The following is a 13630-nucleotide window of genomic DNA, read 5'->3' as shown; positions in this document are numbered from 1 at the left end:
GCCACCAGCCGGTGGCGGGGGAGTAGACCGAGGGGTCGGTGGTGCCGTCGCCGTCATAGTCGCCGGGGACGGGGATGTCGCCCCAGGCGCCCCAGGCCAGGGCCTCGGTGATGTTGCGGATGTGCCAGACGCTGCCCCGGAGATAGGCCGCATCGGCGGTGCCGTCGCCGTCGTAGTCCCCGGGGGCGGGGATGTCGGAGGCGGTGCCGTAGTCGATGTCGCCCATGCCTTCGACGATCCAGGTCCCGTCGGAGTAGAGAGCGGCGTCGGAGATGCCGTCGCCGTTATAGTCGTCGGCGTCGACCACGTAGTGGACGATCTCGGCGGCCACGGCGGTGGCGGTGGGCCGAGGCGTGGGCGAGGCTGGGATGGGCGTGGGGGAAGCCGCCGCGACCGGAGTGGGGGTAACCGGAGTCGGGGTGGGACCGGGGTCGTACCAGCGGGCGATATAATACGCCGGCTGACCTCCCGCTTCGGTGAATTGCCCCCCCGCGTAGAGGTTCCCGGACTCATCGTAATACAAGGAATAAACGTTGTAGTCCAATCCCGATCCCAGAAGCGACCACGACGACCCGTTCCATCGCGCGATATAGCCGGCCGCAGAGCCCCCGGCCGTGGTGAAATTCCCCCCGACATAGAGGTTCCCGGATCCGTCCAGAGACAAGCCGTATACTCCCGGAGGCACGTATTCAAAGTCGCCGCCGCCCAAGCCCGTCCCCAGCTCCGACCAGGAACTCCCATCCCAACGGGTGATTCCGCCCTGGTCGAAATAAAAACCGCCGGAATACAACGTCGAGCCGCCGGCATACAAAAGGGAAGCCTCGCCGCCTCCTCCCAGATTCGTCCAGGAACTTCCATCCCATTTGGACACGTTCCCGGAAATATAATTCTGTCCCCCTGCGTAGAGGTTGCCGGCATCGTCCAGCGCCAAGGCCCGCACCGCGTCCCAATCCCACAGACCCGTGCTCAGCGCCGACCAGGAACTCCCGTCCCATCTGGCCACGTTGTTCACCTCCACGCCCCCGATGGTTGTAAATGCTCCTCCGGCGTAGAGATTCCCCGCTCCATCCTCGACCAAGGCCAACACCGTTCCTCCTCCATCCAGCCCCGAACCCAGCGACGACCAGGAACTCCCGTCCCACTTGGCCACGCCCCTGGTATCGGCCACGCCGCCCGCGGACCAGAATTCGCCGCCGGCATAGAGATTCCCGGCTCCGTCCCAGGCCAGGGTATAGACGACGCCGGTTGCTCCCGAACCCAGCGCCGACCAGGAACTCCCGTCCCACCGAGCCACGCGATTGGCGGCTACTGCTCCCACCTGCGTGAAACTTCCGGCCGCGTAAATCGCTCCGGACCCATCCCCTACGATGGAATAGATAATCCCATTGAGGTCCTGGTTCTCCCCCAACGCATGCCAATATTCATCGCCGGGGGCGCGGCGGACCGGAACACCCCCCGACGCCGGCGGGGCCGCTGCGAATACGTTGCAGATCACAGCGATGACGATTCCCGACAACCATGGTTGTTTCATCGTTCTCTTCCCCCGTTAGTATTTTCGGATACGGAAAAGAAAGTTTCCAAAAAGCGTTCCGGCGCCCTAGAGGCCGACCTTGGCAAACTCCCTTATCGGTTACTTAACATTTCCGGACCACATTGTCAAAACCATTTCCGGGGCAAGCGGTAATGATTCCCATCTCCGTTTGGACGGGTGGAGAGGGGGGCGGAAGCGCCGGGCACACACCACTGCAGTACCCCGTTTGGGAAAAAAGGGCTGATCGAAACCGGGAAGAGAGCTATAATGATTGTTAGTAGCTTTCGCGCCCAAGGGTAGAGAGCGGGGAAGCCGAATTTAACGCCGGGCGAACCGGCGACGAACCTGTCGGGAGGAACGAGAATGAGGATACCGGTATGGGTCATGGTCGGAATCGCGGCGCTGGGCACCATGAGAGCGGCTACGGCGGCGCCCCCGGCTCAAGCCGAAGAGATCGGCAAACACCTGGAATTTCTGGGGTACAAGATCACGATCGACGAAGACAAACTCGAAGCCCAGCATAACGTCTATCTGAACTTCACCCTCAGGGACTACCGGGGAGGGATGCTGCTCACCGCCTATTTTACCGGCAACGAGTTCTCCAAAACCCACCAAGCCGAGTTCCTGGAATTCGTCAACGCCCTCAACCTGGGAGCGGCGGCGGCGCGCTACTATATCGACAAGGACGGGGATCTGCTCATCGAGGGCTATTACCCGGGGACGTACGACAAGGCCAACTTCGGCGCTTTCATGGATGCCTTCAACCTGACCCAGGGACAGCTCTCGGCCGACTCGGACCGGCTGCTCAAGTTCGTCAATTGATCCTCAACCCGGCTTGACGGCCTCCGCCGGAACAGCCGCGGCGCCGGGGAAAAGCGAGGGAAGGCCCTTGCTCGCCGAAGGCAGGCCGGGGAAGGATTCCGTATCCGCGAAGAAAGGCGGCCGATGCAAGGAGAACCGACCGAAATCTCTCCGAGCGACTCCTCCACCGTATGGCACCCATGGCCCCCGAAACCGACGCCCGAGCCGGAGTCCTGGCGCAACCGCCTGCGCCTCCGTTCCTTCCGGTTCGTCCTCTCCGTAACCACGGCCGCGATCGTCCTCATCGTCGGACGAGACGCCCTCGCCTCCGGCACCGTCCCGCTCTCGGGGGCCGGGGCGGCCCTCTGCCTGATCCTGATCCAGGTACTGGTGGTCCTCAACCCCGCCTGGTGCCGCCCCCTGCTCTGGGCAGGGCTGGCCATCCTCCTGGAGGCGACCTTTCAAGAACTGCGCCCCCTGCCGGAGATGACCTCCAACCCCGCCTACGTCTTTCTCCCCCTCCTGGTCCTCTACGGGGTGCTCCTGGGCGATCTGGCCCTCAACCTGGCCGCCGTCGCTTTCATTTTGCTTCTCTGCGGGCTCAATCTATTCTGCGCTCCCGAAATTTCCGGACCGGTCGTCACCCGGATCGTCAACATCTCCGTGGCGACGACGGTCATCAGCCTGACCGGAGTGGGGGTCTGGTTGCAGCACCAGAAACTGATCCATGCCCTGGCCCGGCAGGCCCGCAGCCTGCGCCGCGAATTGGAAACCCGGCGGCGCCTCAACGCCGTCATCTTCCACGACATCCGCAATCCCTTGAGCGCCATCGTCTCCAGGACCCAGATCGCCCGGGAAAGCGGCGAGACCCGGGACGGCGACCTGAAAGCGATTTCCTTGATGGCAACCCGGATCAACGAGATCATCGTCGGGGTGGAAGACGCCCATGAGGAGACGCCCTTCATCCGGACGGTCGAGCCCGTGCCCCTGGACAGGATCCGCGAGCGCCTGGCCGAGGTTTTCTGCCACCGCCTCCGCCAGAAGGACCTCGACCTGGCCTGGCAAGGCGAGACGGACCTCGCCGTCAACACCAACCTACCCCTGATCTGCAACTCCGTCCTCGGCAACCTGCTGACCAACGCCATCAAATTTTCCCCCCGGGGCGGACGGATCGAGATCCGGGCGACCCGGGAACACGGGTTCGCCCGCATCGAGATTCAGGATCGGGGGCCGGGCTTCCCGCCCCACTTTTTCCGCGGGACCGGGCCGCCGGAGCGCGAGGATTCCCTTCCCGGAACCGAGGGCGAAGAAGGCAGCGGCTACGGGTTGGGCATCGCCGCTTTCTACCTGAAACGGCTGCGGGGCCGCATGGAGATCCGCAACCGGGAAGGCGGCGGGGCGGAAGCGGCGGTGCTGCTGCCCCTGGCGCCTTGACGAAACCGGCTTTCCCGGCGGCGGGGATTCAAGGAGCAGCCGGATTCGACCCCGGAACGTCCCCGGTCTTTTCCCCCCGGGGCTCATCCGGCCCGGCAGCCGAACGGACGCCGACCAGCCACCAGCGGGGAAGAGAGCGTTTCCCCCGCGGGGCGCGGTCGAAATAGATCTTCATGATCTGCCCGTCGGCGGTACCGATCTCGAACCAATGCTTGCGGACGTACCGCTCGCCGCTGCCGTGGCGACAGCCGCCGGTTTCCCGCCAGGAACGCAGCACGCCGACGACGGTCACCGTCCGGCCGCCGCGTACGAATTTCCGGGGCAGACCCGGGGCGCCCTGCGCCATCGGCAGCGGATCGCAACCGGCGGTGACCGGCCTCAGAGGTTCATGGACAAAACTGTTTTTCGTCTTCACCGCGGAACCCGCCCGTATTTTCCCGCGGGAAGGCTCCGGCGCCCAGGAAATTTATCCTTCCCGGCCCAAATACGAGCGCTCCGTCAAGACCCAGGAGAACCCGCCGGCCCACAATCACCTTGACCGCGGCGGCGGTTCTTGTAAAATTTTTTAAAGAGAGACCAACCCCGGAGTATAGATACGCTTATGAAACTCACCGTAGCCGAACTCGCCGAAAAACTCGGCGCCGAACTCGCCGGCAACCCCGATATCCAGGTCAGCGCCGTCGCCGACCTGGAAAACGCCCGCGAAGAAACCGTGGTCTGGGTGGAGAAACGACGTTTCCTGGCCGCCGCCCTGGAATCGCCGGCGGCGGCGATCATCGCCGGAGCGGATACGGAGCCCGGCAAGAAACCCGTCTTGCGGGTGGCCAACCCCCGCCTGGCCTATGCCCGGGCGGCCCAGATTCTGCACCCTCCGCGCCAGTTCGAACCCGGGGTTTCGCCTCAGGCCACCGTGGACGCCACCGCCATCCTGGGAGAAAACGTGACCGTGCAGGCCCAGGCGGTCATCGAAGCCGGGGCGGTGGTCGGGGCCCGCTCCGTGATCCAGGCCGGCGCTTTCATCGGGCAAGGCTCCCAGGTCGGTAACGACTGCCGGATCTACCCCCGCGTGACCGTCAACGAAAACATCGTGATCGGTGACCGCTGCATCATCCACGCCGGGGCGGTCATCGGGAGCGACGGCTTCGGCTTCACCCCCGACGAGAGGGGCAAACAGGTCAAAATCCCCCAGATCGGGCGCGTGGTGATCGAGGACGACGTCGAAATCGGCGCCAACACCACCATCGACCGGGCCACCTTCGGCGAAACCGTCATCCGCCGGGGGGTGAAGCTCGACAACCTGGTCCAGATCGCCCACAACGACGATATCGGGGAGAACACGGTGATGGCCGCCCAGGTCGGCATCGCCGGCAGCACCAGGATCGGACGCAACTGCGCCTTCGGCGGCCAGGTCGGCATCGGCGACCACGCCGAGGTCGGCGACCGGGTGTTCATGGGAGGAAAAACCGGGGTCGCGGCCAAGAAAAAGATCGCCTCGGACCAGATCCTGCTGGGGGCGCCGGCGCGGACCCTGTCGGATATGAAAAAGCTTTTCGCCCTGGAAAACCGGCTGATCAAGCAGGCCTCGAAACACGAGGCCCCCGAGGGAGAGTGACGCGCGAAGGCGCGGACGGCCGCGGAAACCAAGCCGGGCCCGCCGGGGGACGACCGAAAAACGCTCGAACGGTTCCGAAGTCGAAGGAGGATGCGCGATGTCGGGTAAAATACTGGCGTCGATACTGATTTTGAGTCTCGCCGGGCCGGTGACGGCACCGGGGCAGGAATGGGAACTCTCCACCGCTCTGGGAGAAGGCACGATCACGGGCGTGGGAGGCAACGAGACCGGGGAAGTCTGGGCGGTGCCGTCGGGGCAAAGCAGACAGGGAAAGGTATTTTACTACAACGGCTCGGCCTGGACGCTACAGACGTCCGTGTTCAGTTCTCATACCGGGGAATTCCGGGGAATGTTCGTCTACCCCGAAGGCGAGGACGTCTGGGCGGTGGGTAATTACAACACGTTTCCGGCCCAAGGCACCATCTTTCACTACAACGGGACGTCCTGGGCCCTGCAGACCGTCCTGATCGGGGGCAGTCACCAATACCTTTATTCGGCGTATTCGCCCGACTCCTACCACGTCTGGGTGGGGGGAAGCGATGGGAATATTTACGCTTCCGGCGACGAGGGCGCGACCTGGCAGCTCCAGACCAGCCTGGGTTCGGGCGTCTGGGTCCGGGGCATGGCCGGCAGCAGTTTCCATGATGCCTGGGCGGTGGCGGGGGTGGTTTCCGGAAATCCCCCCACCTGGATCCTGCACTGGGACGGAGTCGCCTGGGAAGTGGAAACGACCGTTCAAATTTGTCTTTACGACGTCGCCAGCGGCGGGGAGGAAGCCGCGGCCGCCTCCGGCTACGCCGGAACGATCCTGCAGTACGACGGCAACGAATGGTCTCTCTTCACCGACATCGGCAACCCCACCGTCTCCTCCGTCGCCGTGGGGCTCCAGAACGACAAGGTCTGGGCCGGCAGCAGCAACGGGGATATTCTCTTCTATAACGGCGTGCACTGGGCCGTTCAGACCCATATTGTCGGGAGCATCGACATCTCCGCCATCAGGACCGCGGGCACCGGCGAGATCTGGGCGGGAGCCCAGAACGGGAGCGTCTACCGGCTCCGGGTCCGACCGCCCCAGCGCTGGATCTACGACTATAACGGCGACGGGACCAGCGACATCGCCCTCTTCCGGTCCGGAGCCGGCCTCTGGCTGGTCCGGGGCCTGACCCGGGTCTATTTCGGTCAGAGCGCCGACACCGCCGCCCCCGGCGATTACAACGGCGACGGCACCACCGACATTGCCGTCTTCCGCCCCGCTTCCTCACTCTGGGCGATCCGCAACTGGTCTCGAGTCTACTTCGGAAATTCCGGGGACACCCCCATCCCCGCCGATTTCAGCGGCGACGGCACCGCCGACTGCGCCATCTTCCGCAACAGTTCCCGGCTCTGGGCGGTCCGGGGCCTGACCCGGATCTATTACGGGACGGCGGGCGATTATCCGGTACCGGCCGACTACACCGCCGACGGCAGTACCAACGTCGCCATCTTCCGCCCCGCCAACGGGCTCTGGAAGGCTCGGGCCTACAGTTACGTCTACTTCGGGCAGGCCGGAGACATCCCCGTTCCCGCCGCCTACGACGGCGGGGGGGGAATGCCCGGGATCTTCCGGCCCTCCACCGGCCTCTGGGCGCTGCTCAACGGCCCCCGCATCTACTACGGCCAGAACGCCGACACGCCGCTTCCGGCTTTCTACGAGGGCGGCGGATCCGCCGGGATCGGCATCTTCCGGGAATCGGTCGGCCTCTGGGCGATACGCCACCAGACCCGGGTATATTTCGGACAGACCGGGGACACCCCGGTAGTCAAGTGATGCGCGGCGCTCCGCCGCTTCACGCGCGAGCAATCCCCTTCGGGGGAGGGAGGACGATATGAAGACTCTGGTTTGGGGATCGGCGACGGTACTGCTTCTGGCGACGGCGCCCATATCCCGTCCCGCCCCGCTCCGGGAAGTCGACATCGAGCAACTCCGGGGAACTCCCCGGAGCGGAACCGGCGATCTGGGCGTGATGCGGCCGGACCCCGCCCTCCGCCGCGATTGGTGCACCCGGGAAAAGACCGGAAAGCGGGCCTGGTCCGACCCCTCGCTCACCCTTCCCCGCCAGGGCAGCTACTACAGCCTCCTGGGCAACCTCAGCTACGTCCCCTCCACCCGTTACCAGGGCGCCTGCGGCGACTGCTGGGTCTGGGCCGGGGTCGGGTGCCTGGCCATCGAACTGGAGCGTCTGACCGGGACCAAGGACCGCCTTTCCGTCCAGCACCTCAACTCCTGCGGCACCAACGGATACGGCCAATACCCCTGCTGCGGCGGCTGGGCCGAGGATCTGGCCGATTTCTTCGACGCGGTCGGATACTGCCTGCCCTGGTCGAACTCCAATGCCTCTTTCGCCGACAGCGGGCGTAACTGTTCGACCGGCAGCCCCGCGGTCGGCTGCGCCGCCATCGCCAAAACCCCCCGGCACGAAATCACCTCCTGCAGCTCCGGCTACCTGACCACGCACGGGGTGAGCCAAGCCACGGCCATCGCCAACATCAAGAACCAGCTCCACCAGGGCAAGGCGGTCTGGTTCGCCTTTTTCATGCCCACCTCCGCCGACGGCGACACCTTCGACAACTTCTGGGACAACTACACCGAGAACTACTACCTCAACCTCGATTACGTCAACGGGCATTCCTGGTCCAACGGCTGGGGCCACGCCGTCCTCTGCGTGGGCTACGACGACCGGGACCCGGCCAACCCCACCTGGATCATGCTCAACTCCTGGAGCACGGCCGGGGGGCTCCGGCCCAACGGTATCTTCCAGATCGACATGGACATGAACTATTCGGACACCTACTGGGACGGGGCTTCCTACTACGCGTTCTTCTGGGCGGTCTATGACGTCTCCTTCCCCGGGGGGAGCGGCACCCGCTACGTCATCGGCGACGGCGACTACAACGGCGACGGCACCGACGACATCGCCGTCTTCCGCCCCTCCACCGCCCAGTGGCTGGTCCGCGGGCTGAGCCGGTTCTATTTCGGGCAGTCCGGCGACGTCCCCGTCCCCGGCGATTATGACGGCAACGATACCACCGAACCCACGGTCTTCCGCGCGGCCGACGGCAAATGGATCAACCGGCAGCTGGGAACGGTCTACCTGGGCCAATCGGGCGACACCCCGGTGCCGGCGTACTGGACCGGGGACCTGGGGGCCTGCCGGATCGGCATTTTCCGCCCCTCCAACGGCAAATGGGTCTGGTCGGCCATTTCCGGCCTGTCCCCGGTTTACTACGGGGGGAGTTCCGACCTGCCGGTCCCGGGCGACTACAACGGCGACGGCACCGACGACGTCGCCGTCTTCCGCTCCTCCACCGCCCAGTGGCTGGTCCGCGGGCGCACCCGTTTTTACTACGGGAACAGCGGGGATTTCCCGGTGGTGGCCGATTTCTGGCCGGGGGGATCGGACAACCCCGGAGTCTTCCGCGCCGCCGACGGGAAATGGATGATCCGGAGCTACACCAGGTTCTACTACGGCCGCAGCGGCGACACCCCGGTGCCGGCCAATTTCAACGGGAGCTTGGGAGACGAATACTGCGTTTTCCGTCCCTCCAGCGGGCAATGGCTGATCCGCTTCCTCTCCCGGCCCTACTACGGCGCCAGCGGAGACATACCGGTTACCCGATAGCGAGTGCGCAAGCCAACGGGCGCCCCCGGCCGGGGGCGCCCAACAACCGCAGAGCGGAGGTATCTATGAGACCGAGCGCAAAGGCGCTGTTGCTGGCCGCCCTGGCGGCGGCGGGGACGTCGGCGGCCGCCGATTTCGACGGGGATTCCCGGGAGGACATCGCGGTCTACCGTCCTTCCAGCGGGAAATGGCTGATCCGGGGCATCACCCAGGTCTTCTTCGGGACCGCCGCCGACACCCCGGTCGCCGGGGACTTCAGCGGAGACGGCATCGCCGAGGTCGGGATCTTCCGGCCTTCCTCGGGGCTGTGGCGGATCCGCAACACCACCCGCGGCTACTTCGGGACTTCCACCGACATCCCCATAACCGGCGGCGGGAGCGGCCAACGCCTCTACGACTACGTGGTGAAGGCCGGGAACGGCGCCGACCTGCTGGCCGCCCTGCAGAGCACGACCTATACCAGCGTTTTCGTCCCGGCCGGAACCTATTACGTCTACAGCATGATCAACGTCGCCAGCGTCAAGCGCATCAGCGGAGAAAGCCTCCACGCCTACCCCCGGATCATGCTTATCAACGGGCAGTATCTCAACATCACCAGCCAGGGCTGCCTGGTCGAGGACATCATCATCCAGGGCGGCGGCGATTCGATATTGAAACGCGGCAGCTTCTACGTGAACAACGCCTGGTACGTGACCCTGCGCAACTGTTACTCCCTCTCCAGCGCCGGGAACGGGTTCGAGTACACGTCCGCGAGCCAGTACGTCACCTTCCTGGGTTGCAACGCCGAACAGTCCGACGACGCCGGCTTCCAGGGCAGCAACACCATCCAGACCGCGCGCATCATCGGGTGCGCCGCCGAAGATTGCTACAGAGGGTTCTCCAACTGCAACAACCTCTCCGCCTGCGTCTCCGAGGATGCCAGTGCCTACGGATTCGACAACTGTTACAACCTCTCTTCCTGCGCGGTCAAGGGCCCGGTTTCGGGCGGAGTCGGGTTCCACGGCTGCGACAACCTCTCCGCCTGCCGCGCCGAAGGCGTGGGTGACACCGCGTTTTTCGGCTGCGACCAGGTCGGGTCCTGCTCGGTGGTGACCGCGGGGACCGGCTTCGATTATTGCGGTTACCTCTCCAGCTGCGTGGCCTACGGCTGTTCCACTTCGTTTACGGGTTGTTTCAGCATCGACTCCGACTCGTGCAATAACTGAACCACGGTTTCCCGGAGAAGCGGCCCATCGGCCCCGCTTCCCGGCGCCGCTCAACTTCCGGGAGGTGAATACAATGAAACGCTTACTGACGGGCCTGGTCGGTCTTACCTTGCTCTGCCCGGCTCTTCCGGGCGGCGCCGCCGATTTCGACGGGGACTCCCGGGAGGACATCGCGGTCTACCGTCCTTCCAGCGGGAAATGGCTGATCCGGGGCATCACCCAGGTCTTCTTCGGGACCGCCGCCGACACCCCGGTCGCCGGGGACTTCAGCGGAGACGGGATCGCCGAAGTCGGGATCTTCCGGCCTTCCTCGGGGCTGTGGCGGATCCGCAACACCACCCTCGGCTACTTCGGGACCTCCACCGACGTCCCCATAACCGGCGGCGGGAGCGGCCAGCGCCTCTACGACTACGTGGTCAGGACCGGGGACGGAGACGACCTCGCGGCCGCGCTGGAGAGCGACGTCTACCGCTCGGTCTTCATCCCCGCCGGAACCTACAGTATCGATCAAACCGTCACGATCGAACACGTCAGGAAGATCGTGGGCGAGGAGCAGCGGGGCACCGTGCTCGCCTTCGACAGCGGGTGCTACCTCGATATCCACGTCGAGTTCTGCAAGGTCGATGGGCTGCGGGTGCTCTCCGGCGGGGGTGCGGGAGGTACGGGCAACGTATATGTTCGTTCCAATTACGTCACGGTCCGGGATTGTTTCTCCTACAGCAGCGAGGGTCACGGTTTCGAACATGGTTCGGGTGCGTACGTAAGCTTCATCGACTGCGTGGCCAGCAACGCCGCCGCCAACGGCTTCCAGGGTTCGAACGACGAGAGCTGCCGGTTTCTCAACTGCGCCGCCCGCGACTGCGCGGAGAACGGTTTCGAGGACTGCAACAACCTCGCCAACTGTTACATCGACGGGTACGGCCATACCCAGATCGGCTTCTACGACTGCGACCGCCTTTCCAACTGCTACGCCTACGGCTGCCAGACCTACGGCTTCTCCGGGTGCAACATGGCCGGCGCCTGCCTGGTCGATGGGGGCGGCATCACCACCACCGGATTCCATAGCTGCTACCGCCTCTCCAGCTGCTGGGTGCAGAACTGTACCGGGTCTTCATACGACAACGTTAACGTCTCGGACGACTCCACCAACAAATACTCCTGCAACTGAACCGGGGCCGCCGCGAGGCGGCGCGGATACTCCCGCTCAGGTCTCGGCGGAGGGGCAGCGGTCGGCGAGTACGCAGTCTCCGCAGCGCGGGCGGCGGGCGATGCAGACCTGCCGGCCGTGAACGATCAGGAGCGTGTTGACCTCCCCCCAGCGGCGGCGGGGAAAAACCTGGAGGAGGTCCCGTTCGATCTTGTCGGGGGCGGTCTCCCCGCTCAACCCCAGCTTTCCCGCCAGCCGTTTGACGTGGGTATCGACCGCGATTCCCTCGGCCTTGCCGAAAGCGTGCCAGAGGACGATATTGGCGGTTTTACGGGCGACGCCGGGGAGGGTGAGCAGCTCGTCCATGGTCTCCGGGACCTTTCCCCCGAACCGCTCTTCGATCAGGCGGGCGGAAGCGATGATGGCGGCGGCCTTGTTGCGGAAGAAACCGCTGGAGCGGATGTCCTCCTCGAACTGGGCGCGGTCGGCCCGGGCGTAATCCCCGACCGAACGGTACTTGCGGAAAAGATCCCGGGTGATCTTGTTGATCTGCCGATCGGTACTCTGGGCGGAAAGTATGGTCGCCACCAGGAGTTGGAGGGGAGTGCGGAATTCGAGGGCGATACCGGCGGCCGGATATTCCCGGGCCAGGCGGCGTAAGATCGTGGCGCCCCAGCTCTTCTTCTCGATCGTACTCACGCGGTTATCTTAGCCCGAAAGCGGCGCCGCGGCAACGGCGGCCGTCCCAGGAGAAACTGGCCCCGGCTCCCGCTTCCGGTTATACTATGTGATTAGTCCGTACCGGCAACTAGATGTTCGCTCCCGCCATTGCGGGCGGATGATAATTGCGTCCGGAGAAACGTATGCGAGCTCGCGTCTATTTCGACGAACTCTGCCAGGGCCGGGTTCTGGCGCTCTACCACTCCGGCAGAACCCTGGAAGCGGCCCAGGTGCTCCGCCAGGCCCGGGCCGAGGATATCGCCGACTGGCTTTCGACGCTCGCGCGGGAAGAACGTTTCGGCATCTTCAGCCTCCTCGACCGCGACCTCCAGGGAGACGTCCTCGAAGACAGTTCTCCTTCCCTCGAAGCCGAACTGGTCGACCGGCTCGGCCCCCCGGAACTGGGGGACATCCTGGAGACCATGCCCCCGGAAGAGGCGGTGGAGATCATCTCCGAGATGGAGCCGCACGAAGAGGCCCAGGTTCTGGGCGAAATTTCCGGGGACGGCTCGTCGGAAATCCGCACGCTCCTGGCCTACCCCGAAAACAGCGCCGGGCGGATCATGGACGCCGACCTCATCGCCCTGCCCGCCGACCTTTCGGTCAAGCAGGCCATCCAGGTCATCCGCCGCAGCACCATCGAGGAAGCGCTGTATTCCGTCTTCGTCGTCGACCGGGAGGGGCGCCTGCTCGGCCTCGTCCCCCTGCAGAAGCTCCTCGCCGCCCCCGACGGCGCTCTCCTGGGCGAGGTGATGCTGGAAGCATTTGCCCGGGTCACCCCGGCGACCGACCAGGAACAGGCGGCGGCGATCATCCGCAAATACGACCTGGCCGTCCTGCCGGTGGTGGACGAGACCGGGAAACTTTTGGGGCGGATCACCGCCGACGACGCGGTCGAAATCATCGACGAGGAGGCCAGCGAGGATATCCTGCGCATGGCCGGCACCGACGACGAGGAACTGCGGGCGACCAGTTCGCTGCGGATCGCCCGCATCCGCCTCCCCTGGCTCCTGATCTGCATCGGGGGCAGTTTTCTCTCCAGCCTGGTCATCCGTTCCTTCGAGGTCACGCTCGAACAAGTCATCGCCCTGGTCGCCTTCATCCCCATGATCACCGCCACCGGCGGCAACGTCGGGCTGCAATCGTCCAGCATCGTCATCCGGGGCCTGGCCCTGGGAACGCTGAAATCGTCCCGGGTCTTCGCCGAAGTCTTCAAACAGCTCAAAGTCGCGGTCCTGCTCGGGATTTCCTGCGGCGTCATCCTGGCGGGGCTGGCGTTTCTCCTCCAGGCCGGCCAGGGCAACGGCTGGTTCATGGGCGGGGTCGTGGGCCTGGCCATGTTTCTGGCCGTCACCTTCTCCACCCTCTCCGGCGTGCTCGTCCCCCTGACCTTCAGCCGTCTCCGCATCGACCCGGCGATCGCTTCCGGCCCCCTGATCACGACCATGAACGACGTCCTCGGTATCGCCATCTACCTGGGAAGCGCCACGGCGATGATCAGGGTTTTCCTCCATTGACCCC

Annotated in this window: 11 protein-coding genes; 8 read left to right on the top strand and 3 right to left on the bottom strand. The window is 65.1% G+C overall.

Translation table 11 applies throughout. From position 1 onward, the window contains the following. On the bottom strand, nt 1-1531 hold a 1531-nt coding region (locus tag PLZ73_04595), incomplete at its 3' end, for a hypothetical protein (protein HOO77149.1). A 363-nt stretch (nt 1532-1894) separates the two neighbouring features. On the opposite strand from PLZ73_04595, the gene PLZ73_04590 reads away from it, so the two are divergent. Then, entirely contained in the window at nt 1895-2353 is a 459-nt protein-coding gene (locus PLZ73_04590; protein HOO77148.1) for a hypothetical protein, read from the top strand. A 123-nt stretch (nt 2354-2476) separates the two neighbouring features. Continuing rightward, nucleotides 2477-3766 carry an ATP-binding protein gene (locus PLZ73_04585; protein ID HOO77147.1) on the top strand — a complete coding sequence of 430 codons (1290 nt, stop codon included), beginning with the start codon at nt 2477-2479 and terminating at the stop codon, nt 3764-3766. Between the two features lie 28 nt (nt 3767-3794). Here PLZ73_04585 and PLZ73_04580 read toward each other — a convergent pair whose 3' ends face one another. Beyond that, nucleotides 3795-4181: a DUF6504 family protein gene (locus PLZ73_04580; GenBank protein HOO77146.1), complete on the bottom strand. Its 387-nt coding sequence runs from the start codon at nt 4179-4181 to the stop codon at nt 3795-3797. A gap of 186 nt (nt 4182-4367) precedes the next feature. Here PLZ73_04580 and lpxD point away from each other — a divergent pair, with 186 nt between their 5' ends. From lpxD to PLZ73_04555, 5 genes are all read left to right on the top strand, one after another. Beyond that, entirely contained in the window at nt 4368-5378 is a 1011-nt protein-coding gene (gene lpxD, locus PLZ73_04575) for a UDP-3-O-(3-hydroxymyristoyl)glucosamine N-acyltransferase (GenBank protein ID HOO77145.1), read from the top strand. 97 nt (nt 5379-5475) lie between these two features. Further along, a complete protein-coding gene (locus PLZ73_04570) occupies nt 5476-7185 on the top strand; it encodes a hypothetical protein (GenBank protein HOO77144.1) in 1710 nt (569 codons plus the stop codon). Between the two features lie 58 nt (nt 7186-7243). Next, nucleotides 7244-9037 (top strand): C1 family peptidase, encoded by a 1794-nt coding sequence (locus PLZ73_04565; GenBank protein ID HOO77143.1) that lies wholly within the window; start codon nt 7244-7246, stop codon nt 9035-9037. 65 nt (nt 9038-9102) lie between these two features. Beyond that, complete coding sequence (locus PLZ73_04560) at nt 9103-10242, top strand: VCBS repeat-containing protein (protein HOO77142.1); 1140 nt, start codon at nt 9103-9105, stop codon at nt 10240-10242. Nucleotides 10243-10315: 73 nt separating this feature from the next. Continuing rightward, nucleotides 10316-11410, top strand: coding sequence for a VCBS repeat-containing protein (locus tag PLZ73_04555; GenBank protein ID HOO77141.1), 1095 nt, complete (start codon nt 10316-10318; stop codon nt 11408-11410). A gap of 36 nt (nt 11411-11446) precedes the next feature. Here PLZ73_04555 and nth read toward each other — a convergent pair whose 3' ends face one another. Then, nucleotides 11447-12088, bottom strand: a complete 642-nt coding sequence (gene nth, locus PLZ73_04550) for an endonuclease III (GenBank protein ID HOO77140.1) — start codon at nt 12086-12088, stop codon at nt 11447-11449. Nucleotides 12089-12252: 164 nt separating this feature from the next. On the opposite strand from nth, the gene mgtE reads away from it, so the two are divergent. Then, nucleotides 12253-13626 (top strand): magnesium transporter, encoded by a 1374-nt coding sequence (gene mgtE, locus PLZ73_04545; GenBank protein ID HOO77139.1) that lies wholly within the window; start codon nt 12253-12255, stop codon nt 13624-13626. Nucleotides 13627-13630 lie beyond the last annotated feature (4 nt).

The organism is bacterium (genome assembly GCA_035380285.1).
Classification (GTDB): Bacteria; Auribacterota; Erginobacteria; order Erginobacterales; family DAOSXE01; genus DAOSXE01.
Note: the sequence above shows the minus strand (reverse complement) of the source record. Positions and strands in the feature narration are given on the sequence as shown.